Source organism: Trichormus variabilis 0441, assembly GCF_009856605.1.
GTDB lineage: Bacteria > Cyanobacteriota > Cyanobacteriia > Cyanobacteriales > Nostocaceae > Trichormus > Trichormus variabilis.
In genome coordinates, this window is record NZ_CP047242.1 from 3,934,720 (window position 1) to 3,960,354 (window position 25,635).

The following is a 25,635-nucleotide window of genomic DNA, read 5'->3' on the forward strand; positions in this document are numbered from 1 at the left end:
ATCTAAAACTACGATGTTTCATAGGATAATTAGATGAGCAGTCCCATAAATAACTCAGTCTTAATTGTAGATGATATCCCGACTAACATCAAGGTTTTGTTTGACATTCTCAATCAAGCTGGTTTTCGAGTTTCTGTTGCTAAAAATGGTCTAAGCGCGTTAGCAAAAGTACAAGAAACATTACCAAATTTAATTTTACTGGATGTCATGATGCCTGGTATGGATGGATTTGAAACTTGCCGCCACCTAAAAGCCAATCCCAAGACCAAGGACATTCCCGTAATTTTTATGACAGCTTTATCTGATACGGTAAATAAAGTCAAAGGGTTGCAAATTGGTGCAGTTGACTATATTACTAAACCTATTGAATATGAAGAAGTGTTAGCGAGAATCAATGTCCATTTAGAATTGCGGCGGACTCAATTAAAGCTAGCACAAGAGGAGAAAATGTCTTCTTTGGGACAGTTAGTGGCAGGAATTGCCCATGAAATTAATAATCCAGTTAATTTCATTTATGGGAATTTAACCCACGCCCAAAATTATGTTGGAGACTTATTAAATTTATTAAAATTATACGAAAATCATACGGTTAATCCAAGTCCGGAAATTCAAGCATTCTCCAAAAGTATTGAATTAGAGTTTATTAAACAAGATTTACCACATCTATTATCTTCGATGCAGATGGGGACTGAAAGGGTGGAGAAAATCGTGCGATCGCTGCGGTTATTCTCTCGATTAGAAGACCCAGAATTTCAACTATTTAACTTACATGAGGGTATTGATAGCACACTCATTATTTTAAGTCACCGCCTCAAAATTTTGCCTACAGATTCAACTATTCATATTATCAAGGAATATGGTGATATTCCTTTGGTTGAGTGCTATTCTGGAAAACTTAACCAAGTATTCATGAATCTGCTGGCTAATGCCATTGATGCCTTAGAAGAGTCAGTAGTTAATAGAGAAACAACTGATACATTGACAATTTGGATTCGGACAACAGTCGTGGATGACCAAAAATCAGTATTAATTGAAATTACAGATAATGGTGTTGGTATTCCTCTAGAAGTGCAACAGCGTATATTTGAGCAATTTTTCACTACCAAGCCTTTAGGTAAAGGTACAGGTTTAGGATTGGCGATCGCCCATGAGATTATAGTCGAAAAACATGGGGGTACTCTACAGGTACAATCTACTCCGGGAAAAGGTACTCAATTTTTAATCACTATTCCCATTCAACAAGTGATTAGATATTAATGTTAGCTATTTTTATAGTCATGATACCCTTACTATCTGTTTAGAGACAATAATCAGGTAGTAGTAATTCCAGCTTCAGCAGAAAAGTATTTAGGAGTCATGACAGCTTTATTTTTTGTACCTATATTTTATTTTTATGATTCTTTAACTAAATTAGTCATGAACTCTCATGCAGATGAGTCCAACATAAATCAACCTGGACTACTATATATTGATGTTATAAAAATTATTGGTTGTAACTGTTGCTCTGTTACAATTTCTGGGAATCATAATCTCATAGGTTATTTATAAAGCAAGAATAACATTTCTGTTGGGGAGCTTGTCTCTGTTGTAGCAAGTGGTATTCTGCTAGGCACATATGTAGATATGATTGGTCAGGAAAAGAATAATTTAAGCGATTAACACACCCAAGGTTTACTTTATAAATAGTCTCCTATCGCATCACCAGTGAATTAATATAAAATCCGCGAGTTCAAATCAAATGCTTGATACATCAACCGAAACTAGCTTTATTTTAGTTGTAGATGATACCCTCACCAATCTCGAAATTATCTCTGAAGCATTGATTGGCGCAGGTTTTGAAGTAGCCACCGCAGTTGATGGAAAAAAAGCGCTCGAACAGATACAAAGTAGAGTGCCAGATTTAATTCTGTTGGATGTAATGATGCCGGTAATGGACGGATTTGAAACCTGTAAAAACTTGAAAATTCAGCCAGAAACTCACGATATTCCCGTGATTTTCATGACAGCAATTACTGATACAAATAGTAAAGTAGAAGCCTTAAGTTTAGGCGCAGTTGATTACATTACTAAGCCATTCCATAAAGCAGAAGTTTTGGCTCGTATTTCTGCCCATCTGCAACTGAGAAGCTTGAATAAAAATTTAGAAAAACGAGTTATTGAACGCACGGCTGAATTGAATCAAGCATTGAAAGACCTACAAGAGTATCAACTCCAACTTGTACAACAGGAAAAAATGTCTGTGCTTGGACAATTAGTAGCAGGATTAGCTCATGAAATTAATAACCCAGTCAGTTGTATTTATGGCAATTTAGGTCACGCTTTGACGTATTTTGAAAATATGGATAAGCTGATTAATTTATATCAAAGTTATTATCCCCAGCCTGTACAAGAAATTCAAAACGAAATCAGTGAAATGGATTTAGCCTATGTGCGTTCTGACCTGCCCAATTTAATTTTCTCTATGAAAGAAGGCATTCAGCGCATCCGAGATATTAGCAGGAGTCTACGTATTTTTTCCAGGTCAGACACAGAAAAAAAAATTCAGTTTGATATTCATGAAGGGATTGATAGTACTATTTTAATACTCAAGCATCGATTGAAAGGATCTGAGAATCACCCTGACATTGAAATTAAACGAGATTATGGTGTCATACCTCAAGTTAACTGCTTTCCTGGGCAATTGAATCAGGTGTTCATGAATATTTTAGCTAATGCAATTGATGCCTTAGAAGAATCATTTAGTAATAATTATTATTCAGTAATAGATAGTGAAATTACTGTTAATCAGGAAATGATGGCTGAGACTCCGCAGATCATAATTCAGACAATACTGAGTGAAGATGAAAGTTATGCTTTAATTAAAATTAAAGATAACGGCATAGGAATGCCACAGCAAATTAAAGAGAGAATTTTTGATAATTTGTTTACTACTAAACCTGTAGGTAAAGGTACAGGTTTAGGATTATCAATTGCTCGGCAAATTATCATTCAAAAACATGGTGGTAAACTTGAGGTAAATTCAGAACCAGGAAGAGGCTCAGAATTTATTATTAACATCCCCATTGAATAACTATATCAATTGTCAAACTTAATTTCTCTAGCTAATTATGTATTTTGCTAGAACTTAATTAAAGCCAGGATGTTTTCTATGATTCTTCAATGATTGATAAATTAATCTTTATTTGCAATATAACTTATCATAAATTCATGAGTAATTTAGTATAAATTTGTCGCTAATTTGTGTGATTTGCAAATTTATTCATAAAACTAGGGAACTATATTGCTGTAGGGATTAATGTTTTACAGAGTAAAACGATGATGAAAATAGTAGTAGCCCACAGCAACGACCCAGATTCTCTATCAGCAGTTAAAGAGATTATTCAGCAATCAACAGATTCTCTTCAAGGAAATAATCCTCAAGCGGGAATTTTATTTGCAGCTATTGATTTTGATCACTCCCTAATTCTGGAAAATATTAATCAGGCTTTTCCGGGTATTGAGTTGATTGGTGGAACTACAGATGGGGAAATTTCTTCACTGTTAGAATTTCAGCAAGACTCAATAACTTTAATGCTATTCTGCTCCGACGAAATTGAAATTTTTGCAGGTGTGGGATATCAGGTTTCACACAATCCAATTACGGCGACTCAAGAAGCTGTACAAAAAGCCAAAGCCAAAAGCACAACCGAGCCTCAGTTATGTTTAACCCATCCAGAAAGCCTTACAACTAGCGGTGTGTCTATCTTAGATGGCTTAAAATTGGCTTTAGGAGAAAAGTTTCCCATTTTCGGTGGTTTAGCAGCTGATCAGTCAGTTTATCAAAACACGCACCAATTCTTTAAAACAGAAGTCTTGAGTGATGCTGTGCCAATTTTGCTCTTTTGTGGTCAAGTTTTATTTTCCCACGGTGTGGCTAGTGGTTGGCTCCCCATTGGTAAAACTAGCCAAGTTACCAAAGTAGATAAAAATATCGTCTATGAGATTGACGGTAAACCAGCTTTAGAATTTTATCGACATTATTTAGGTCAGCTTCCGCCGTCAATGGAATATCCTTTAGCCGTGTTTACTCATGATAAAACGAGTTTTTATCTGAGAGCGCCGATCGCCTATGATGAACAATTAGGTAGTGTCACTTTCTTTGCTGATATTCCTGAACAAGCGAGTATTAACATGGCTGAAGCAGGTAAAAGCGATATTTTAGCTGCTTCTCAAGCATCATTTATGACAGCGTTCAAGAATTACCCAGGAACGGAACCAGCAGGTGTTCTGTTTTTCTCTTGTGTAGCTCGAAGACAATTACTAGGTACACAAGCTCAACAAGAATATCTAAATACTAAAAATATTTCTAATAAATATTTACCATCTTGTGGTTTTTATTGTAATGGAGAAATTTCCCCTATAAAACCAACAGGTGAAACACATTTTCATAATGAAACTTTTGTCACTTTAATTTTAGGAACTCATTAATAATTTAAGGATTGTATGAATTGTGAACAAGAAATCCAGAGGCTGGAAAAAGCTAATAGAATCCTTCAGAAAAAATTAATTCGTTCAGAGGTTGATAGAGTTAGGTTAGAGGAAACTAACAGCAAAAAGGAAACTTTGCTTAAGAATGTAATTAATGAATTAAAGCAATCACAAATTCAATTAGAAGACAGGAGGCATGAATTAGAGAAAACCCTGTTTAATCTTCAGACAATGCAGGATAAAATGTCTGCCTTAGGTAGTATGGTTGCAGATGTAGCTCACGAAATTAATAATCCTGTGGGATTTATCATGGGGAATTTGAACCCAGCATTTGAGTATATTCATGAGTTATTCCGTCTGCTTGACTTGTATCAGCAATATTACCCCGAACCATGCCCAGAAATCCAGGCAGAAATGACAGCAATGGATTATGAATATGTGCGTGAGGATTTGCCTAAACTTATTTCCTCAATGAAAGAAGGAACTGATCGCATTAGCAAGCTTAGTAATAGTTTACGGACTTTTTCCCGAACAGATGCAGAATATAAATTGCTTTTTAATATTCATGAAGGGATTGACAGTACTCTTTATATTCTTCAGCATCGTTTAAAGGCTACTCAAGACCGTCCACAAATTCAAGTAGTTAAAAAGTATGCGGATATTCCTTTAATTGAATGTTTTCCCGGTCAATTGAATCAGGTGTTTATGAATCTTTTAGCTAATGCTATAGATGCGTTGGAAGAGTCTAATTTTGGGTTAAGTTTTGCGGAGATTGAGCAAAAAAACAATCAAATTACGATTATCACTAGTTTATTCGCCAATTCTATTTTAATTCAGGTTCAAGATAATGGTTTTGGGATATCAAATGAATTAAAATCAAAGATATTTGAACATTCATTTACTACTAAACCTGTTGGTAAAGGTACAGGATTAGGGTTAGCGATCGCTCAACAAATTATTGTTCAAAAACATGGTGGAAGGCTGGAGGTTAATTCAGTTCCAGGAGAGGGTTCGGAATTTATTATTACCCTTCCTATCGAATGATTTAAAAAAAATATCCCCGACTTTTGGGAAAAATCGGGGATAAATGGATTGAGATAGAGCTTACAAACCCTCTGATTTCTCAGCAGGAATAGCACTTACCTGAGTACTGACAACTTTTGTGGTTTGCAGAATTGCAGTATTGGCAACAGAATTATTTGCCAAAGTAAAGAGTGGATTAGATAAAATTCCTGCTACGGAGGTAGCAATCAAAGTCAATACTAAACCCACTTGCAATGGTCTAAATCCAGGTAAATTCCAACGTATTTCGGGGTAATTTTTGACTACATCGGACATTTCTTGGGGTTCTTTGACTACCATCATTTTGACTACGCGAATGTAGTAGTAGATGGAGACAACGCTGGTTACTAAGCCTAGTAAGACCAACCAGTAAAGACCTGCTTGCCAACCAGCCCAGAACAAGTAAATTTTGCCAAAAAACCCGGCTAGTGGAGGAATACCGCCCAATGAAAGCAGGGAGATACTCAAACCTAGTGTGAGGAGTGGGTCTTTTTGATATAACCCAGAGTATTCGGCAATTTGGTCGGTTCCTGTCCGCAGAGAGAACAGAATGATGCAGGTAAAACCGCACAGGTTCATGAACAGGTAAACCAGCAAGTAAAAGATCATGCTGGCGTATCCGGCATCAGTTCCAGCAATCAAGCCAATCATCACAAACCCGGCTTGGGCAATGGATGAATAAGCTAGCATCCGTTTCATGCTGGTTTGGGCTAGGGCGACAACATTACCCAAAATCATACTGAGGACGGCCAAGGCTGTGAACACAAATTTCCATTCTTCGGCGACGAAGGGGAAAACTGTGGTTAACAGACGGATAGCGAGGGCAAAGCCTGCTGCCTTGGAACCAACGGATAAAAAGGCAATCACTGGGGTGGGAGCGCCTTCATATACGTCTGGTGTCCATTGGTGGAAAGGTGCGGCGGAAATCTTAAAGCCAATACCCGCGATGACAAAAACCAGGGCAATAACTGCACCTAGTGATTGACCAACGTTAGCTGTAATAATTCCGTTAGCGATCGCACTCAGTTCTGTTTGTCCACCGGATAGACCGTATAAAAGTGACACACCATACAGAAATACTGCTGTGCTGGAAGCGCCAATCAACAAGTATTTCAGGGCTGCCTCATTAGAACGGGGGTCACGCTTGGTATAACCTGTCAACAAATAAGAGGAAATACTCAGTGTTTCTAGGGAGATGAAAATCATCACCAACTCACTAGCCCCAGAGACAAACATCCCGCCCAAAGTCGCAGTTAACAAAATAGCGATGAATTCCGCTAAAGCAGTTCCACTCTGCTCAACATAGCGGATTGACATCAAGATGGTAACAACGGCAGACAGGGCGATGATACCGCGAAAGATGATGCTGAGGTCATCACCAATAAACCCGCCAGTAAAAGAGATGGGATTGGTAGCATCCCATTGAAAATACAGGGCAACAATCGCCGCCAGTAAGCCTGCGATCGCCAGATATCCGATCCAGCGTGAGGATGTACGCCCTAAAATCAAATCAACAATCAAAACCCCCATGAGGGTGACAATTACAATTCCCTCTGGCAAAATTGTTCCAGCATTTAACTGGGCTGCAAGATTAGCAAAATCCATGAGATATATAGGTTTTGGCGATTAGACATCAAGGCTAACTTTGTTCATTCTATCTATTGTTCTTGACCAAAGTTGCATTTATCTTTTTAGCTTTTAGTTTATGCCCGCTTTTGGCTAAAAACTGCTCACTGGTAGCGTCTTAGCTTTCCGTTACGGACTGTTACTATACATACCATTAGATGAAATTATGCTTGAGTGTAGCATTTGTAACTTAGTAACGTGAATTGAAAACAAAGACTGGGTAAGCTTAAGAGGCAGGAGGAAAAGAGAAATACTAATGGTTAATGACCTTTTTTGAATTGATTTATCTAGGTCTTCCCAAGGTTGTAATATAGATGACTGCTTCATCATTGGGAATACCCAGAACTTCATTTACTTGGTCATCAAAAAAACCACCAATACCACTGACACCTAAGTTGAGTTGGATAGCGGCTAAATTCAATCTTTGTCCCAAATGTCCGGCATCCATGTGTAAGTAACGATAAACGCGATCGCCATATTGAGCGATCGCGGATTTAAGATCAGATGTATGAAAAATGACGGCGGCAGCATCTCGGCCTAGTTCCTGTCCCAAACAGAGGAAGTGTAACTCTCGCCGGAAGTTTTTAAACCGGATTTGCCTTAATTCTTGAGCTTTAGGCGCGTAATAGTAACAACCAGCCTCCAGTCCTTGGACTCCGCAGACAGCGATAAAAGTTTCAATTAAATTTAAATCAAAATAATCCGGGGAATTATCTAGACTTTGGTCAATATAATTTTGGGGTTGATAAGTAAAATCAAGTAAAGCTTTGAGTTCATCAAAGGTCAATTCCTCACCATTATAAGCACGGGTAGAACGTCGCTTGTGCATGGTGATTTCCAAATCTGACAGATTTTCTCCCCAGTATATGGGTGCGGAGACGGTGGAGATTTTCAAGCAGAAAGGGAAATTGTATTTATCCTCCAAGGATTTTTCTTGGATGACCGTTGGTAAATTCAGTTTGCCAGTGATACTAGCGGAAATTTGAGTATGGTGATGGAAATATTTGAGCAATTCACCGTCGGGAACTTGGGGATAATTAGTTTCTGTAGCTGAGGGGAGGGCTGTACATCCTGGAGATATATTTTGCTGGATATCTAATAAATCTGCTAGGGGTAAAACAGCGATCGCTCCTTCCTGTAGCGGATCAATATATAGTAAATCATTAACTGCTTCATCGATGAAACCGCCAATTAAGTGGGGACGATAATCAGTGATAGCAGCACTTAACTCGATATTTCCCAACAGGTGTCCTGTATCTAAACAAATGCGACGATAAGCCCGGTCTTCATAGCGCCACGCCGAACGATAGAAAACAGCCGTAACAATAATGGCTAATTGAGTACTTTCTAAAGCAGGATGCCAGAAACAAGCCTCTTGCAAACTTTGCCAAACATCACTTTCCCAATAGTGTATTAGGGAATGAGTGCGACATTGGTAGTTATAAAGCCCTGGCGATAGTAGGGGCGTACCACGGGAAACCACATATACCTCCGCCGGATATAATCCCCCCGCACTGGGCGCAGCACGTAAATACACCGTATTCCCCATAGAAGGCATTCTGGCAGTCAGCCCATAACTGCGAAACAATAACCGCGACAGCCTTTGCCACCATTGACCATTGGTATCATTGACAAATACCTCTGGTGTTTCTTGTAAATAGGGTTTAAGGTCAATAGCAGAACCGATTTTATACTCCTTAAACGGCACTGGCTGTTTAGCCCAATCTAACCTCTGACTTTTAGAGGCGATCGTCTCAGGGTCATATTTAGTACGTTCGTGATAATGTTGAGCAATTGACTGGTGTATTTCTGGCATAGTACTTTCAATACCCTTACGACATCCTCATTTTGATCTTGGCATTCATCAGTACCATTATTTCAGTCTAATCAGCACATTCCTCAGAATTACTATTGTTTAAGGAGGCAGGAGGCAGGAGGCAGGGGGGCAGGGAGCAGGGGGAGCGAAGAAGAATAACGATGGACTATTGACTATTAACAACTGACAACTGACAACTGACAACTGACTAATGACTAGCTAAATGATTACGCCGCCAACGGTAGAACCCATAGACTCCAGCAGACAAAATTAACCAATAGGGACTGTACACTATTAACCAAATACCCAATTTGAGCAGCCCAACCGTAAAATTTCCTAGCGAATAAGTGGATTTATTCCAAGTTTCTTGTATTTGGGAATTTACAGCCAGTTGAGGGCTAGTACTAGCGACGGCTGCTTTGAGATTGAGCGTAATAGTGGAATAGGCGACTTGATTCTGTAGGTTTTTTAATTGAGCATCAATTTGTTCGATAGATTGTCTAACATTGCTGAGTTCTTGGGCAACACTGAGTACATCTCTAACTGAACCTGCCCGATCCATAATTTTTTGCAGATTAGCTTCAGTTTTCCGGAGATTAGTTAATCTAGCTTGGAAATCAACCAATTGATTGCCCACATCTTCCGCCGTGATTTTACGATTTTCTACTGTGCCTAATTTAGCTAACTCCTCTATTGTGGGTTCTAGTGAGTTCTGCGGTACTCTTAGCTGTATTGAGGCAGTATGACGGGTATTTCCCTTTGTGGGTTGTTGTTCATTTAAGCCAATTAAGTCTCCCTGCTGACTATTAACAATTTGCGTAACAGTATCAATAGTTTTATCTACCGAGTTGACAATTAGAGTTATGGCCGCTTTTTTAATTAATTGGGGACGGGAACGGGGTATAGGTGCAGCTTGCGCCTTTTGTGCCACATTATCAGCAAGCTCAGAAGCAGTAACAGGTACAGGTGCTGATGCTTGATTTGTAGACTGGGGTGCAGAAGCGCAACTGGTAAAAATTACTCCCCCTATTAGCGCAGTGACAAATAAAGCTGATTTACGTGGTAATTGAATAGACTTTTGCATAATCTCACCCCAGATAGTTGGATTAATCATGAGTATTACTGAGAATAAAACCTAAACCTGGGATTGTTGCAATTTATGTAACGTATACAGTGCTACTCGTCGCTTGAAGACAAGTATATAGGGGAAATCTGGCGCAGGCCAGAGATCAGGCTTAACCCACCCATACCAAAACTGATCCAAGGTATCAAGCCTTCATAAGAATCCACTACACGCGCGGTAGTGGTTGGTCGCTTAGGGTCATAACGTACTGCTACTATTTTGCCGTTACTGGAACGGTAAGATCGATAATCACCTGTGAAACGGATGCGATCGCCTTTGGCTAGAAACTCAACTACAGGCGCATAGGTTTCCTTTTGCTTATCCTTACTGTCGCGTTCACGACGACGAAGGCTATCTACTACGGTACCCTGTGTTTGTTTTAACGTTGCACGTTCCTTGGTGATTTGATTATTTACCAAAAAACCGCCCCCAATAAACACACATCCAATCACCAGACCAAGAATGCCACTAAATTTATCTTCAAAGGTAATTTGGCGAAATTTCAAATTCATGGGCTTGACAATATCACAGCAATAGATTCCAATGAACTACCCTTGGCTAACTTCGTTTGAGCTAGGGGTAGTTCATCTTACAGAAAATTAATAGTAAATTATGTGAATTAAGGTGAAGAATTTCGAGAACTAAAGGCGATTAGGGAAGGTTGTAGAGGTGCAGAACTAATGACTAATGACCAATGACTAACACCTTTAAAGTACTCAGACTAGTATCGGCACAACCAGTAATAAATCCGCCTGAACTTTGGATGTGTTGTAAATATTCAATGGCAGGTTTTGTGATAACTTCTCCTGGCATAATAACGGGGATTCCTGGGGGATAAGGACAGATAATTTCTGCACAAATGCGATCGCGCGCCTGTTCGATGGATAATGTTTCACTATCGGCAAAAAAGGCATCACGGGGGGAAATCTCTGAAAAATATTCCAGATTACTATTAACTCTTGGGTTGACTAATGCCTTAGCAGGCGGTGTTGTTTCTGCTAAAGTTGTGAAACCTTGGACTAACTGCTCAATATCAGCAGTTGTGTTTCCCAAGCTAATAATAAAGGTGAGATGCTTGAAAGTGGCAAATTCAGCCGTTACCCCCAGTTGTTCATCTAAAATTTCTTCCGCCGCAAAACCCGTTAAACCCAAGCCGGAAACAGTGATAGTTAAGCGTGTTTTATCCAAAGTTGTAAACCCTGATGATGGTGTCATGGTAGGAGGTTGTAAAACTGATAAGCCAGGAATTTGACTAATTCTTTCTCTAGCTTCATTGGCTAGTTGTAAGGTACGGGACATTAACTGTTTCCCACACAAAGCCATTTGTTGACGAGCCGCATCCAGAGAAGCTAGAAGTACATAACTGGGGCTAGTGGACTGTAGCAGTTGCAAAGCCTGACTAACTCTAACCGCATTTATTCTGTCACCTTGGATGTGTAACATCGAAGCTTGCGTCATTGCACCCAGTACCTTGTGAATGGACTGTACAGTTAAGTCTGCACCTGCGGCTAAGGCTGGGGTAGGTAATTCTGGGTGAAAAGTGAAGTGTGCGCCGTGGGCTTCATCTACAAGTAGAGGAATATTGTATTGGTGGGTGATTTGGGCGATCGCTTCTAAATCCCCACACACACCGTAATATGTAGGGTAAACTGCCAACACCGCTTTAGCATCAGGATGTTGTTGCAAAGCAGCTTTTACAGCCTCAGGTGTCATACTGTGGGCAATATCTAAAACCTGGTCATATTCAGGATGAATAAAGATTGGGATAGCACCAGAGAGAATTAAACCAGCGATCGCCGATGAATGTACATTCCGAGGCAAAATAATCTTATCCCCTGGTCTACAAGTAGCCATAATTGCTGCCTCGACACCGCAAGTAGAACCATTGACTAAAAACCATGTCTGTGCAGCACCAAAAGCCGCCGCCGCTAATCGTTGGGCTTCCTGAATCACTCCTTGGGGTGCAGATAAATTATCTAAATTAGCCAACTCCGTCAAATCAGCACCAAACACAGCTTCACCCAACAAATCAGCCAAAGGTTGAGCAATCCCCCGCCCCCGCTTATGCCCAGGAGTATAAAACGCTGCATGAGGACGAGCGATACAAGCTTTTATCCCATCGATTAATGGTGTTTGGTTTTGATCGAGCATTGGTAAGGAGCAAGAAAAGAGATAGTAGGTCGGTGTAAATAATTATTATTGGAATAAGGCAGGGGGCAGGGAGCAGCTGACAGGTGTAGGTATTTTACAAACGTGGCTGAAATGGGGTTTTTCCGTTAGTTGAAAACTCAAATTTTAGTCTTTGATTTTCTACCTAAGAACGAAATTTCGTTATTTGAACCACGTTTAGAACTCTGTTTGAGAGTGTCCACTCATACCCACATCAAAAACCTACACCTGTCAGGCAGGGAGCAGGGGGAGCAAACTCTTCCCCTCAACGCGAGTGCGGAGCGGAACATGGGTACAAGCCCTGCCCTTCTAGGGCGCTTGACCGGGGCGGAGTACAAGCTCCGTCTCGGTCAAGCGCCCTTGCTCCCTGCCCCCTGCCCCTTTTCCTCTTGTTGACCAATCTTGGTAGAGTGAGAATATAAGCAAAATATAAACTCGCCAGATTTATACGGCAGAACATGGGCAGTATTTGGGAATTAGATTTTTACTCCCGTCCGATTTTGGACGAAAATCAGAAAAAAGTTTGGGAAGTTGTAATTTGTGAAAGTCCCTTAGATATTCGCACAAAGACGGATTCCTTATTTCGCTATGCACAATATTGTCCCAGCACTGAGGTCAATTCAGTTTGGTTAAGGACAGCCATTCAAGAGGCAATTAGCAAGGCGGGGGAAGCACCAATCAAAATTCGCTTTTTCCGTCGCCAAATGAATAATATGATCGTCAAGGCTTGCGAAGATGCAGGTATTCCAGCTTTAGCCAGCCGACGCACCTTGGCGCTCAATCAATTGCTGAAGCAGCGCATGGAAGAGGTTTATCCCCAAGAACCAGGTTATCAAGGGGGAACGACTCCCTCAGTGCGTTTGGACAGTCCCTTACCGCAACGCTTACCTGATGCCTTGGAAGGACAACAATGGGTGTTTGTCTCTTTATCAGCTGCGGATTTAGCAGAAATGCCAGAATGGGAAATTGGTTTTAGTGAGGCATTTCCATTAGATTTTGTCCAGGTATCGCCGGAAAGCCGCATTCCTGGGGTATTGATTTTCTCCCCTAGAGCTTTGCCAATAGCGGGTTGGATGTCTGGTTTGGAGTTGGCATTTTTGAGAGTAGATACCAGCCAAGGAACAAGACTAGTTTTAGAAACTGGTGCTACGGAAAGTTGGATTTTAGCAAATATCAAAAATCCCACCACCTTACAAGAAGCTAGAGGTTTCGAGGAAGCAAAACAAAAGGCCAACGGTGTACATTTTATCGGCGTGCAGTCAAACCCGGAAGCGGAGTCTTTTGCTGGATTTTGGCTGTTACAAGAGGTAGGGGTGTAGGGGTATAGGGGTGTGGGGGTACAGGGGATAAGAGAGATATGGATTGTCTATCTTTTTCCCCAGTCCCCAATCCCCAATCCCCAATCCCCAATCCCCAATCCCCAATCCCCAATCCCCATTCCTTTTAAATGGTGATAAAGACCAATGATTTGGGATAATTATCTGCGTCCGTCTGAAATCTACGCGGATAGTCACCAATGATTTGGGATAATGATCTGCGTGTACTGCCAGTTCAAAATCCAAAGTCCACAATTCACCGAGGGTCATGGGTTCTGAAAATTTGTCACAAGATACACTAGCAGAACATCTGCTGGAACTAGCTATTAAATCGGGAGCAGAAGCGGCTGAAGTGTATCAGTCGCGATCGCTTTCTCGTCCGGTATTCTTTGAGGCTAACCGACTCAAACAGCTAGAAACCAGCCAATCTGAAGGTACGGCACTGCGGCTATAGCGCAAAGGTCGCCCAGGACTCACGGTAGCTTATGGTTCAGTAGAACCAGGGGCAATGGTAGAACGCGCTCTTGCTTTGAGCGAACTGAACCAATCAGAACCAGTGGAATTGGTCAGCAACTCTAAGCCATCCTACCCAGACTTGGGTGAGGCTGTATCTGTAGAAGTTTTAGTTGGTTGGGGCAAAGAAGCGATCGCCATCATCCGCGATAATTATCCCGATGTCCTCTGTAATAGTGACTGGGAATGTGATGTGGAAACGACTAGACTTGTCAACACTCAAGGTTTAGATTGCTACTACAGCGATACTACCCTCAGTTGCTATATGTCCGCCGAATGGGTTCGTGGTGATGATTTTTTAAGTGTATCTGATGGACAAACTCAGCGTGATTACTTAGACCCGGAAAAGTTGGCTTATCAAATTTTACAAAGACTGGTTTGGGCTAAAGAAAACGTCCCACCTCCTAACGGTCGTGTCCCGGTTTTATTTACCTCCAAGGCGGCGGATATGCTTTGGGGTACGGCGCAAGCAGCGTTGAATGGCAAACGTGTACTAGAAGCAGCTTCCCCTTGGGCAGAACGCGTGGGTAAACAAGTAATCGCTCCTAGCCTTACCCTTTACCAAGACCCCCAAGCCGGGCCTTATAGCTGCCCCTTTGATGATGAAGGTACTCCGACCAAATCTTTGGTATTTATCGAAAAAGGCATATTACAAAATTATTATTGCGATCGCACCACCGGAAGGCAACTAGGTAATAGCACCACCGGCAATGGTTTTCGCCCTGGTTTAGGCAGTTATCCCACCCCTGGCTTATTTAACTTTTTGATTAAGCCTGGTTCTAAATCCCTCAAAGACCTGATCCAAAACATGGATGATGGCTTGATTGTAGACCAAATGCTCGGTGGTAGTGGTGGTATCTCTGGCGACTTTTCGATCAATATCGAATTAGGCTATCGAGTCCAAAAAGGTCAAGTAATCGGTCGCGTCAAAGATACAATGGTCGCAGGCAATGTTTATACCGCCCTCAAGCAAGTGGAATTAGGCAGTGATGCTGATTGGAACGGTTCTTGTTATACTCCGTCTTTAATAGTCGAAGGGCTATCGACGACTGGGAGGAATAATTAGGAGGCAGGGGAAGCAGGGGAAGCAGGGGAGGCAGGGGAAGCAAGGGGGCAGGGAGCAGGGGGAAGAAAATTGACTATGGACAATTTTACAGACGCGATTAATCGCGTCTCTGACAAATAACTAAATTAGTACTATGTACTTTCGCAGTTGGTTGCAGCCTAGACGGGGTTTAGCGATCGCCGAAGCTTGTGTTATTGGGGTTTTAGCTGCATTATCTGCGGTATTCCTCAAGGTTTGTTCGGGATTATTAGGTGCATGGCGGGTTCATAGTTCTCATGTTTTGCCTGCATGGGTAGTTTTACCAATCATCGGTTTGGGCTTTGGGTATTTGGCTGGTCTGATGGTGCAAAGATTAGCACCAGAGGCGGCGGGTAGTGGTATCCCCCAAGTCAAGGCTACCCTGGCAAATATACCGATGAAATTGTCTTGGCGGGTAGCGGTGATTAAGCTACTGAGTGCCATTATTGCTTTAGGTTCTGGCATCACATTAGGAAGACAAGGGCCGACAGTCCAAGTAGGGGCAGGTTTAGCGTCGGGGATGAGTCGCTTGGTTCCCACTTCTCCTGACCATCGGCGGCAAATGATTGCGGCTGGTGCGGGTGCAGGTTTGGCGGCTGCTTTTAATGCTCCCATTGCCGGGGTATTATTCATTATTGAGGAATTACTTCAAGATTTATCGGGATTGACTCTGGGAACTGCCATTATCGCTTCATTTATTGGCGGGGTAGTGTCCCGGTTGTTGGGTGGTCGCAGTCTAAATTTAAATATAGAATTACTTTCCTACTCCAGCCGGTTTACTTTTCCAGAAATTCCCTTCTTTTTGCTTTTGGGTGTTTTAGCGGGGTTACTGGGTGCATTATTTAATCGTGGCTTGATTTTTAGCCTCCAGTTTTATCGGAGTCTGCATATTAGTTTACCTTTGCGGGTCGGTTTGGCTGGGTTGGTTTCGGGGATTGTCGTATCGCTGTTACCTGAGTCGTTTCGGGATAATGCTGGTTTAAGGGAATATGTAATTACTGGTGATTTAAATCCAAGCTTTGCAGCGATCGCTTTTGTTGCTCAGTTTACCCTAACTTTAGTCGCATTTGGTTCTGGCGCACCCGGAGGTTTATTTGCGCCTAGCTTAATTTTGGGTTCGGCTTTAGGACATTTGGTCGGTGTATTAGAGTATCAAATCACTGGTGATGGTTCTCCTGTGACTTACGCCTTAGCGGGGATGGGAGGTTTTTTTAGTGCCGTTTCTAAAGTACCAATCACTGCCATTGTGATTATCTTTGAAATGACCACAGATTTTAATTTAGTGTTGCCTTTGATGATAGTGTCTGTGACGGCTTACTTGGTAGCAGACAAAGTAGTACCCGGTTCACTGTATGAGAAATTATTACTGTTGAATGGCATTACCCTCACTAAACAGATGTCGGTAGAGGGGATATTAAGCCAAATGACTGCAAAAGATGTGATGCAGCAACGGGTAGAAACTTTAGATGCAGATATTACCCTTGAAGAAGCCAAGCAAGCCTTTGCTAGTTCCCACCATCGCGGCTTCCCGGTAGTGGAAGATAACAAATTAGTCGGGATTATTACCCAATCAGATTTAACTAAAAGCCTCAGCCGCAATCTAGAGAATCATCCTCACCTCAGGGAAATCATGACCGCCAATCCCATGACAGTCACACCCATACATACCCTGAGTAATGTTTTATATTTGCTAGACCGCTATCAAATCAGTCGCCTACCAGTAGTAGACGGGCAAAAACTCATCGGGATTATCACCCGTGCAGATATCATTCGGGTAGAAGCAGACCGTCTCAACTGCGAAAACCCCAACCCAGGCCCCCAACCGGAACCATCCTATGTAGTTTACCAAACGCGGAGTCCCAGCACTGGCAGAGGTAGAATACTAGTCCCAGTAGCCAACCCAGAAACCGCCGCAACTCTATTAAAAATGGCAGCTGCCATTGCCCGCGATCGCCATTATGAAATAGAGTGTGTACAAGTGATGCTGGTTTCTCGTCACAGTTCCCCTTCAGAAACCACCGTCAGAACCGCCAAAAGTCGTCGCCTTCTGCGACAAGCCGAAGTATTAGCCAAAAAATGGCGCATTCCTCTACACACCCAAATTAGGGTCGCCCATGATCCTGCTCACGCCATTTTAGAAACCATCAAAGACCGACACATAGATTTAATTCTCATGGGATGGAAAGGCAGCACATCTACCCCAGGCAGGATTTTTGGCAATGTTGTAGACACCATCATCCGCCAAGCCACCTGTGACGTAGTACTAGTGAAGTTAGGTACTTCCCCAATCCCCAATCCCCCATTCAATCGCTGGCTAGTCCCAATGGCTGGCGGCCCTAACGCCAGAATAGCCATTAAATTATTACCGGCTTTAGTTACTTTAAGCGATGACCCACAAATCCGCTTGACAAGGGTGTTTAAACCTTGGGAATTTAGACCAGATATGACAGTTTTAGAACAAGCCATTCGTCAATTGATGCGTCGCCGCCAACTATCTAGTACTGTAATTGCTGCGCCGGTACAAGCTGATTCAGTAGTCGAAGGTGTGATTAAGTTAGTGAAAACCGAAGGTTATGATGTGGTGGTTTTAGGCGCTTCCCGTGAAGGTTTATTACAACAGGCTATTCAAGGTAATATTCCAGAGGCGATCGCTTCTGGTGTTGATATTACCGTAATTTTGGTAAGGGGAGCAATTGAAAGTTAGAATAATTCTTGTATTGACAAACATGAGAAATAATGTAGTCAATCGTGAAATTTGCCGATAAAACTATCAATTTCGGATTTGTTACAGCAAATACATAGCATTTACACATCATCTACATATTTGATTGACAATACTGGACTAAATTAACTGGTTATAGTTAATGATTCGTTACACATACTGTAGCGAGGACATACTACGCCAGTTTCTTATTCAGGACTTACCCATGAAAACGAAAGATCAAGGGTTGGGAAAAGGGTGCAGGGGTATGAATATTTGCAACCCTTACACCCCTATACCCTTACACCCTTACACCCGCTCTCAACAAACAACCTGTGTACGTAAGTCCTACTATTGTTTCCTATTTAGTAATATCAGGGAAGTGTAGATGAATTCCAGCCTGATTTTATCCAACATTTTAAATCCGCCAGTGCTTTTTTTCTTTCTGGGAATGCTGGCGATTTTTTGCAAATCGGATTTAGATATTCCCCAACCGTTACCAAAGTTATTCTCTCTATACCTGCTACTAGCTATCGGGTTTAAAGGAGGATATGAAATTGAAGAAAGTGGAATTAATCCAGAAATTGCCTTGACATTATTAGCGGCTATATTTATGGCTTCTGCTGTACCGATATATTCGTTTTTTGTGTTGAGAATCAAACTGGATAGTTATAATGCTGCTGCTATTGCAGCCACCTATGGTTCTATCAGTGCTGTCACCTTTATCACCGCTCAGTCATTTCTCAAAATTCTCAATATCTCCTCAGGTGGACACATGGTAGCAGCCTTAGCTTTGATGGAATCTCCAGCAATTATAGTTGGCATTGTACTAGTGAGATTATTCACGCAAAATAAAGACGAGGAGAAAGGAGAATTTTCTTGGGGTGAAGTACTTAGAGAAGCATTTTTAAATGGTTCAGTATTTCTCCTAGTTGGTAGCGTGTTAGTTGGTATTCTCACAGGTGAAAGAGGTTGGGAGAAATTACATCCCTTTACCCAAGATATCTTTTACGGAGTCCTAGCTTTCTTTTTACTAGATATGGGGATGGTAGCAGCAAGACGAATTAAAGACCTGAGGCGTACAGGCTCTTTCTTGATTGCATTTTCCATATTTATGCCTGTGGCTAACGCAATTTTTGGCATCATTTTAGCTAAATTTATCGGTATTTCCCAAGGAAATGCCCTCTTGTTTGCTGTTCTTTGTGCAAGTGCATCTTATATTGCCGTTCCAGCAGCCATGAGAATAACTGTTCCTGAGGCTAACCCCAGTTTATATGTATCTATGGCCTTAGCTCTGACTTTTCCTTTCAATATCATTGTCGGAATTCCCTTGTATTTCAACATCATCAAATTAATAGGAATTTAGGAAGTGGAAGCTGTCAAAAAAATAGAGGTAATTACCAATTCCCTAGAACTACCTAAAGTTCTAGAAATTCTTGAAAAATATGGTGTTTCAGGATATACGGTAATTGAAACTGTTACAGGTCAGGGACACAGAGGTAAAGTCATTGATGATTTAGAAACGCATATCCTAACTAATGGATATGTCATGAGCATTTGTACGGAAGCACAAGAACAAGCATTAGTAGAAGCGATTCAACCTGTAATTAAGAAATATGGCGGTGTATGTATTGTTTCTGATGCCAAATGGACTGCACATTAAATAAGGTATGTGATGTAGAAATAGGTGATTTAGTGATTCAGGTTTAATTCCTGAAAATCCAGAATGAGGGGGAAATATAAAAACTATCAAGTTTTTGCTTGCTTGTAAGCATTAAGATTAGACATCGAAATTTTCCTCATTCTGGATTTATTGTTTTTACTGATAAATTATGAGTTATTAAGCATAATTGGAGTTACAATTCATAATTGAGTCATGAATCAGTTGGAAACACATAAGCAACAATATATTAATAGTTGATTAAGGAGAATTTAACTGTGCCGATTAAGCGCATTATCGCTGGGCTAAATGAATTTCATGACAACTATTTTGTAGCTCATCGTGAGTTATTTGAGCATTTGTCTCATGGGCAAAATCCTGAGCTTTTGTTTATCACTTGCTCAGACTCAAGAATAGATCCGTTCTTAATCACACAAAGCCAACCAGGGGACTTATTTGTGATTCGCAATGTTGGTAATATTATCCCACCTTATAGTAGGTTGAACGGTGGGGAAGCTGCGGGGATAGAATATGCTGTTGAGGCTTTAGGTATTAAAGATATTGTTATTTGTGGACATTCTCATTGTGGTGCGATGAAGGGATTACTGCAAATAGGGAATCTTGCCCAACAAATGCCTTCAGTTTATGAATGGTTGAGGTGTCATGCTGAAGCTACCCGCCGCCTTGTGATGGACAACTACCAAGGTTATTCTCACGAGAAACTGTTAAAAATTGCTATTGAGCAAAACGTTCTTACACAGATAGAAAATTTAGAGACTTACCCCGTAATCCGTTCTAAACTTCATAGTGGTCAGCTGACACTTCATGCTTGGATTTATGAAATTGAAACTGGAGAAGTGTTTGCTTATGATGCTGAAAATAGTCAATTTAAAGTTATAGAGAATCGTCTATTTCCTGTGCCTAATCCTTTGACAAATTTACACTCAGCCTAAAAATATAGGCTTTATAGTAGTTTTTCTCAGTATAAATATGTGGAACTTTATTAGGGCTTACGCACCCAGATTTTCTGTTGAGACAGGGTGTAAGGGTGTAAGGGTGTAGAGACGTTGTATGCAAAGTCTTTACAGTCCAAAATAAAGCACATCTTCTATTAAGAAACGGTATCACCACTACCAATTACCAAACTTTTCTAATAAACATTCAGCAATACGCTTTGCTGCACCTGGTTTACCCATGCGGCGGACTCCATTTTCTCTGATGATGTGTAGGCTGTCAGGGTTGGTGAAAAGCGATCGCACTACTTGAGCTACTTGTACTGCTTCTTCGACTAAAATCAGGGATAAGCCTAAAAGTCGGCTTTGGGCTTCGGCAAAACCAGGGTTATATTGTGGCCCCTTTCCAGGAATAGCGATCGCAGGTTTACCTAAACCGATAAACTGTTCTGTAGCTGTACCAGCCATTGCGATCGCTACATCACCCCAATGCAAGCATTCATTATATGATTGTTGAGTCAAAATTAAATAGGCGTTACGTTGTTTAAATATCAACGCATTGCTATCTTGCAGAGGTAAGGGTAAATCTGCGTGGGGTCGCCAACCTTGGGATTGCACAGTTTGAGCAAGTATATTCAAGTCTAAACCAGATGCGATCGCTCCTAAAAATATCACACTGCCCGAATTGGGTAAAAATGTATCCCGTTCTTGAAAACTCCCCATTAAGGCAGAAACACCAGTCATAATTACCTGCCAATTTTGATAAGCCTCTGGTGGACGAGAACCAGGAAGCAGGGTAATTACCAGTGGTCTGTCCATCTCTTGATAGCGAGCATTGGCCATGTAAAATAACTGTGGTGAAACTTTTGGTTCTAGACCATCCATCATCGGGTTGCCGACATCAAAAGCGGGAATCGGCCAATTTTTTAGGGTTTGTGTAGTCAAACCATCTCTAGGAAACACCGCGCGACAACGGCGACGACTCATCAACCACCGTTCCCACGGATGATAAATTGAACCAGAAAAGTTTTCCCAACGGGCTGCTTTTGATTTCCTTGGTAGTACCCCTACTTCATCCCGCACATAGTATTCTGATTTCGCTGTCCCCACAAAAGCGTAATTAGCCCCACTGATAAAGGCAAACAATAAAGGGACAATATCGCCTACCGCGAGAATGGCGTTATTATTACCTAATTTTTTTTGGGAACTTACCCAACGCCGCACCGCTTGAATTTGACTCCAGGTAAGCTGCACTAAACCCCCGCGTACATCCCGCGCCAATTGTCGCCCATCCATGTAGATAAAGCCGCCAGAAGGCATGGTACGCACTGCACCAATCAGGGGGATATTTAAATTTTCATAAGCCCGTCCTTCACCTACCAGAGGTAAAGCATAAATATCTGGTGGGTTTGCTTGCTGTAATAACGCTTGCAAAATGCGGACAGCAATCACATCTTCCCCATGACCGTTACTTAGTACCAGTAATTGCAACCGAGGGGTTGCAGTTGGTGAGTTAGAAGCTAGGGATAAACGGGACACATCACTCATAGGAAAAAAAATATCAAAGTTAAAGCTCTAGTTAATTCCACTAGGTGGAAGTAAGTTATGTATCCATATAAGAATTACACAATCAGGTTCAATATTTTTCCGCCGTCAGACAGCCGATGTATGCTTGCTGTTCGCGTAGCGTTCCCGTAGGGTAGCAAGAATCCCCGAAAGAGAATTCCAGGGAGTGTGAAGAATTATAAAATAATGGGGCAGCGACTGTAGTTAATCGCTGCCCCAAAAATGTGTTATTTATGCAAATGCTTGCTTACGCAGGAATCAGCACGGTATCAATTATATGAATAACACCGTTATCAGCAGCAACATCGGGAGTCGCAACTTTAGCATCATTTATTTTGACACCATTAGATGCGTCGATTTTTACATCTGAACCCTGTACAGTAGTGGCTGACTTCAGCTTAACTACATCAGCAGCTAGAACTTTACCCGAAACAACATGATAAGTCAGGATTTTCTTGAGCTTGGGAATGTCTTTTAGCAAAGCATCCACAGTACCTTGTGGCAGTTTAGCAAATGCTTCATCGGTAGGTGCAAAAACTGTGAATGGACCAACACCTTTGAGAGTATCTACTAGCCCAGCAGCCTTAACCGCAGCAACTAAAGTGTTAAAGGAGCCAGCATTTACAGCAGTATCAACAATGTCAGCCATGTGTTTTGATAAGTTTCTGTACATCTAGATACAAAAATAAACTTTCTTATGAAGGATTGTATCTATCTTTAGAGATGTACTTAATTTGAGTCAGCCAGAACTATTTTGAAGCTGACTCAACCTTATCTCTTCTGTGATTTCCAAGTACCGTGAAAACTATGAGGGATGATACTGGGTAATTTTAGTTTGCAGATTGGTTCTTCATTGAGGCGCTCGCTATCATATATCCAAACTTGACTACCATGAGAATTGCCGTCATATACCACTGTTAAGACCCAATTTTCCGCAAGGATGGGTTCCGACGGATAGCAGTTTTCTCCTGGGTAGGCTTCGGTGAGGGTTTGTGTCTTGTGGTCAAAGCAGGCGATGGTGTTTAATAGTTCTTGGCTGATATCTGTGCCTTGGCGGAATCCTGACATATAGGTATATCGAGACTCTTGACCGACATTTTGCCGTGGAACATTAGGAAATTCACAATGTCTATCTAACAGTTGTTCAATTGCGGCTACTTTGCCAGATTGGGGATGTAAAGTGACCCGTGACAGTGTACTTTGAGCAGGTGTGTGAGTTTTACCAGTAGCGACTTCTTTGAGATATTGATTAGTTTGGAAATCTTCGTAACGGGCAATATCCACAATGACTGCACCACTAGCATCTACATAACCGTTAGCAAAATGCCACTGATACCAAGGTTCTGCTTCGCCTCGACTGACTAAAGATAAACTGTCGCGGTCAATAACCAAAATCTGAGTCCCTAATTCTGGTCGCCACTGCATAGAATCACTATAGTTGCTAGTCCCCAACAATATAGGCAACATACCCAGCCGCACAGGGGAAATGAAAAATATTAAATATTGTCCTGCTAAAACAAAATCATGTATCAGTGGTAGACCATCTAAGGGGTATGCAGCTTTTTGGATAATTTGACCTGTAGAGTCACTTTTGTAAACATTCAACTTGGCATTTAGCCCCAAGCTAATACCAAAATTAAAAATTTCCTTGGTCTGGGGGTCTTGCTTATAATGGGCAGAATAAGTTAATCCATTACTTAAACCACCTAAATTATCTTCGCCCCAGGTTTCTAAAGTCTGTAAATCTAAGGCGTAAGGTTTTCCACCTTCCCACAATGCCAAAAGTTTATCTGGTAATGCTAAGACTGAGGTATTGGCAGCATTTTTAACTGGTCTGCGCCATTGATTCCAAACGGGGCCTGGTGCAGTCATGCCATAATTGCCATACAAAAATTTATCGGCGGCGTTTTCTGCTTGATAGCCAATAGTCTGTACATAGCGGTAAACTGCATTCACACCGCCATCGGTAAAGTTGACAGCCAAAATTGCCCCATCACCGTCAAACCAGTGTCCTGCAAGCATCCTGCCACGTTCTAACCTGGCAGGGCCGTTGCGGTAGAGTGTACCCCGCAATCCTTCAGGGATGTTACCAGAGATAATGGACAACTGAGTCAGGGGAAATTCTTTGGCTGGTTCAGTTAATGCACTTGCCCAGGCTTTCTTACTTGATTTTTTATCAATTATCTGCATATAAGTTGCTAACTTAAGAAATGTGTGTGAGTAAATGATATATAGCCGTCATGCACCACTATCATACTGACTGGCGTGACAAGCCTAAAATGTAGGTTGGGTGGAGGCTTTGCGTAACCCAACACTCTGATCTATGTTGAGTGACTTTTATAATTGCAAACTGCCAATTGGCTTGACAAAATATCTCTCGGTGTTTCTATTGTAACATTAGGTATGACAATCAAGTTTGTCGATCGCCCGAATGTCTATGCCCCAGGTATCGCTGCCCCAATCGCTTCAGAAAGACCAACCCTTCACCGCCCTTGCACCCATGCAGGATGTGACAAACCTCTGGTTTATGAAGGTCATCGCCCACTACGGTAGTCCTGACTACTTTTTTACTGAGTATTTTCGCGTAAATGATACTTCGCGGCTCAATCGCGGTATTCTGGCAGCCATCACCGAAAATGATACAGGTCGCCCTGTTTTTGCCCAAATGATTGGGGAAAGTATTCCCGACTTGGTGAGAACCGCCAAGGAACTCTGCCACTATGATATCGCTGGAGTTGATTTGAACATGGGCTGTCCCGCACCGAGAATCTATCGTAAAAATGTCGGGGGTGGATTGCTACTCTCACCTGGGAAAGTGGAGCAGATTTTGGCAGAACTACGCCAGGCAGTGAGCGATCGCCCCTTAACAGTCAAGATGCGGGTAGGCTTTGAAAATACAGATACCTTTTACGAAATTCTCGATATCGTCAATCGCCACAACATTGATTTGCTGAGTCTGCATGGTCGCACAGTCAAAGATATGTACCACGGGGCAGTGAAATATGATTTGATTGCGGAAGCTGTGAAACGAGTGGATTGTCCAGTACTGGCTAATGGCAATATTCACTCCGCCACAACTGCCTTAGAAGTGCTGGAGCGAACAGGTGCGGCGGGTGTGATGGTGGGACGCTGGGCTATTGGGAATCCGTGGCTATTTAATCAGATTCGCCAGGCTTTACGAGGAGAACCAATCACCCCTGTTCCTTTAGTAGAAGTACGCAACTATATTGATCGTTTATGGCAAACCCCGACAGCCGCAACTATGCCAGAGCGATCGCGCGTAGGCTACTTAAAAATGTTCCTCAATTATATTGCCCTAAGTGTCGATGCTGAAGGTCAGTTCCTGCGACTGATGCGACGGACACAGACCGAAGTGGAAATGTTTAACCTCTGCGATCGCTTTTTACTTAGTGATCTGACGCAAACTTTAGCCTTAGCACCTTACTCAGGCGTAGGGGAGCAGGGGAGCAGGGAGCAGGGAGCAGGGGAGAAAGTATTTTCCCTTCCCTGTTCTTCTACCTCTTCGGTCAATAGTCCACAGTCCAAAAACCTTGATTTTGACCATTGACTATTGACTAT

General features: G+C 41.8%; 18 protein-coding genes and 1 pseudogene. 11 read left to right on the top strand and 8 right to left on the bottom strand.

What is annotated here, in order from left to right:
* Positions 1–33: 33 nt before the first annotated feature.
* The 4 genes from GSQ19_RS16055 to GSQ19_RS16070 all read left to right on the top strand — a co-directional run bounded on the left by GSQ19_RS16055 (position 34) and on the right by GSQ19_RS16070 (position 5,511).
* On the top strand, positions 34–1,257 hold the full coding sequence (locus GSQ19_RS16055) for a hybrid sensor histidine kinase/response regulator (RefSeq protein WP_011318936.1): 1,224 nt from the start codon (positions 34–36) through the stop codon (positions 1,255–1,257).
* A gap of 481 nt (positions 1,258–1,738) precedes the next feature.
* A complete protein-coding gene (locus tag GSQ19_RS16060) occupies positions 1,739–3,070 on the top strand; it encodes a hybrid sensor histidine kinase/response regulator (protein ID WP_011318937.1) in 1,332 nt (443 codons plus the stop codon).
* 245 nt (positions 3,071–3,315) lie between these two features.
* Positions 3,316–4,467, top strand: coding sequence for an FIST signal transduction protein (locus GSQ19_RS16065; RefSeq protein WP_011318938.1), 1,152 nt, complete (start codon positions 3,316–3,318; stop codon positions 4,465–4,467).
* A 15-nt stretch (positions 4,468–4,482) separates the two neighbouring features.
* Positions 4,483–5,511, top strand: a complete 1,029-nt coding sequence (locus tag GSQ19_RS16070) for a sensor histidine kinase (RefSeq protein ID WP_011318939.1) — start codon at positions 4,483–4,485, stop codon at positions 5,509–5,511.
* Positions 5,512–5,571: 60 nt separating this feature from the next.
* Here GSQ19_RS16070 and GSQ19_RS16075 read toward each other — a convergent pair whose 3' ends face one another.
* From GSQ19_RS16075 to GSQ19_RS16095, 5 genes are all read right to left on the bottom strand, one after another.
* On the bottom strand, positions 5,572–7,134 hold the full coding sequence (locus tag GSQ19_RS16075) for an NAD(P)H-quinone oxidoreductase subunit N (protein WP_011318940.1): 1,563 nt from the start codon (positions 7,132–7,134) through the stop codon (positions 5,572–5,574).
* A 304-nt stretch (positions 7,135–7,438) separates the two neighbouring features.
* Positions 7,439–8,971, bottom strand: coding sequence for a SagB/ThcOx family dehydrogenase (locus GSQ19_RS16080; protein WP_011318941.1), 1,533 nt, complete (start codon positions 8,969–8,971; stop codon positions 7,439–7,441).
* 208 nt (positions 8,972–9,179) lie between these two features.
* Positions 9,180–10,055 (bottom strand): DUF4349 domain-containing protein, encoded by an 876-nt coding sequence (locus tag GSQ19_RS16085; RefSeq protein ID WP_011318942.1) that lies wholly within the window; start codon positions 10,053–10,055, stop codon positions 9,180–9,182.
* Between the two features lie 92 nt (positions 10,056–10,147).
* Positions 10,148–10,606: a DUF3592 domain-containing protein gene (locus tag GSQ19_RS16090; protein WP_011318943.1), complete on the bottom strand. Its 459-nt coding sequence runs from the start codon at positions 10,604–10,606 to the stop codon at positions 10,148–10,150.
* 172 nt (positions 10,607–10,778) lie between these two features.
* Positions 10,779–12,245 carry an aminotransferase class I/II-fold pyridoxal phosphate-dependent enzyme gene (locus GSQ19_RS16095; protein ID WP_011318944.1) on the bottom strand — a complete coding sequence of 489 codons (1,467 nt, stop codon included), beginning with the start codon at positions 12,243–12,245 and terminating at the stop codon, positions 10,779–10,781.
* Between the two features lie 476 nt (positions 12,246–12,721).
* On the opposite strand from GSQ19_RS16095, the gene GSQ19_RS16100 reads away from it, so the two are divergent.
* The 6 genes and pseudogenes from GSQ19_RS16100 (at position 12,722) to GSQ19_RS16125 (ending at position 20,490) form a co-directional block, all read left to right on the top strand.
* Positions 12,722–13,582 (top strand): Tab2/Atab2 family RNA-binding protein, encoded by an 861-nt coding sequence (locus tag GSQ19_RS16100; RefSeq protein WP_011318946.1) that lies wholly within the window; start codon positions 12,722–12,724, stop codon positions 13,580–13,582.
* 265 nt (positions 13,583–13,847) lie between these two features.
* Positions 13,848–15,158, top strand: a pseudogene (locus GSQ19_RS16105) (TldD/PmbA family protein).
* Positions 15,159–15,291: 133 nt separating this feature from the next.
* Positions 15,292–17,880 (top strand): chloride channel protein, encoded by a 2,589-nt coding sequence (locus GSQ19_RS16110; RefSeq protein WP_011318949.1) that lies wholly within the window; start codon positions 15,292–15,294, stop codon positions 17,878–17,880.
* Between the two features lie 385 nt (positions 17,881–18,265).
* The gene (locus tag GSQ19_RS16115; RefSeq protein WP_011318950.1) at positions 18,266–19,243 is read left to right on the top strand and encodes a sodium-dependent bicarbonate transport family permease; all 978 of its coding nucleotides are present in this window, start codon (positions 18,266–18,268) and stop codon (positions 19,241–19,243) included.
* Between the two features lie 3 nt (positions 19,244–19,246).
* Positions 19,247–19,540: a P-II family nitrogen regulator gene (locus GSQ19_RS16120; protein ID WP_011318951.1), complete on the top strand. Its 294-nt coding sequence runs from the start codon at positions 19,247–19,249 to the stop codon at positions 19,538–19,540.
* Between the two features lie 275 nt (positions 19,541–19,815).
* A complete protein-coding gene (locus tag GSQ19_RS16125) occupies positions 19,816–20,490 on the top strand; it encodes a carbonic anhydrase (protein ID WP_011318952.1) in 675 nt (224 codons plus the stop codon).
* A gap of 177 nt (positions 20,491–20,667) precedes the next feature.
* Here the strand turns inward: GSQ19_RS16125 and GSQ19_RS16130 are convergent, their stop codons facing one another.
* From GSQ19_RS16130 to GSQ19_RS16140, 3 genes are all read right to left on the bottom strand, one after another.
* Positions 20,668–22,038, bottom strand: a complete 1,371-nt coding sequence (locus GSQ19_RS16130; RefSeq protein WP_011318953.1) for a lipid-A-disaccharide synthase-related protein — start codon at positions 22,036–22,038, stop codon at positions 20,668–20,670.
* A 265-nt stretch (positions 22,039–22,303) separates the two neighbouring features.
* Entirely contained in the window at positions 22,304–22,705 is a 402-nt protein-coding gene (locus tag GSQ19_RS16135) for a fasciclin domain-containing protein (protein ID WP_041456199.1), read from the bottom strand.
* Between the two features lie 122 nt (positions 22,706–22,827).
* Positions 22,828–24,246, bottom strand: coding sequence for a carotenoid oxygenase family protein (locus GSQ19_RS16140; protein ID WP_011318955.1), 1,419 nt, complete (start codon positions 24,244–24,246; stop codon positions 22,828–22,830).
* A 247-nt stretch (positions 24,247–24,493) separates the two neighbouring features.
* On the opposite strand from GSQ19_RS16140, the gene GSQ19_RS16145 reads away from it, so the two are divergent.
* The gene (locus GSQ19_RS16145) at positions 24,494–25,624 is read left to right on the top strand and encodes a tRNA-dihydrouridine synthase family protein (protein WP_104009913.1); all 1,131 of its coding nucleotides are present in this window, start codon (positions 24,494–24,496) and stop codon (positions 25,622–25,624) included.
* Positions 25,625–25,635 lie beyond the last annotated feature (11 nt).

Bases quoted from the DNA above. Each gene is read 5' to 3' on its own strand.
- GSQ19_RS16140 (WP_011318955.1), bottom strand. From the start codon at position 24,246: ATGCAGATAATTGATAAAAAATCAAGTAAGAAAGCCTGGGCAAGTGCA.
- GSQ19_RS16060 (WP_011318937.1), top strand. From the start codon at position 1,739: ATGCTTGATACATCAACCGAAACTAGCTTTATTTTAGTTGTAGATGAT.
- GSQ19_RS16055 (WP_011318936.1), top strand. From the start codon at position 34: ATGAGCAGTCCCATAAATAACTCAGTCTTAATTGTAGATGATATCCCG.
- GSQ19_RS16145 (WP_104009913.1), top strand. From the start codon at position 24,494: ATGCCCCAGGTATCGCTGCCCCAATCGCTTCAGAAAGACCAACCCTTC.
- GSQ19_RS16110 (WP_011318949.1), top strand. From the start codon at position 15,292: ATGTACTTTCGCAGTTGGTTGCAGCCTAGACGGGGTTTAGCGATCGCC.
- GSQ19_RS16075 (WP_011318940.1), bottom strand. From the start codon at position 7,134: ATGGATTTTGCTAATCTTGCAGCCCAGTTAAATGCTGGAACAATTTTG.
- GSQ19_RS16130 (WP_011318953.1), bottom strand. From the start codon at position 22,038: ATGAGTGATGTGTCCCGTTTATCCCTAGCTTCTAACTCACCAACTGCA.
- GSQ19_RS16070 (WP_011318939.1), top strand. From the start codon at position 4,483: ATGAATTGTGAACAAGAAATCCAGAGGCTGGAAAAAGCTAATAGAATC.
- GSQ19_RS16095 (WP_011318944.1), bottom strand. From the start codon at position 12,245: ATGCTCGATCAAAACCAAACACCATTAATCGATGGGATAAAAGCTTGT.
- GSQ19_RS16090 (WP_011318943.1), bottom strand. From the start codon at position 10,606: ATGAATTTGAAATTTCGCCAAATTACCTTTGAAGATAAATTTAGTGGC.
- GSQ19_RS16080 (WP_011318941.1), bottom strand. From the start codon at position 8,971: ATGCCAGAAATACACCAGTCAATTGCTCAACATTATCACGAACGTACT.
- GSQ19_RS16100 (WP_011318946.1), top strand. From the start codon at position 12,722: ATGGGCAGTATTTGGGAATTAGATTTTTACTCCCGTCCGATTTTGGAC.
- GSQ19_RS16115 (WP_011318950.1), top strand. From the start codon at position 18,266: ATGAATTCCAGCCTGATTTTATCCAACATTTTAAATCCGCCAGTGCTT.
- GSQ19_RS16065 (WP_011318938.1), top strand. From the start codon at position 3,316: ATGATGAAAATAGTAGTAGCCCACAGCAACGACCCAGATTCTCTATCA.
- GSQ19_RS16135 (WP_041456199.1), bottom strand. From the start codon at position 22,705: ATGGCTGACATTGTTGATACTGCTGTAAATGCTGGCTCCTTTAACACT.
- GSQ19_RS16085 (WP_011318942.1), bottom strand. From the start codon at position 10,055: ATGCAAAAGTCTATTCAATTACCACGTAAATCAGCTTTATTTGTCACT.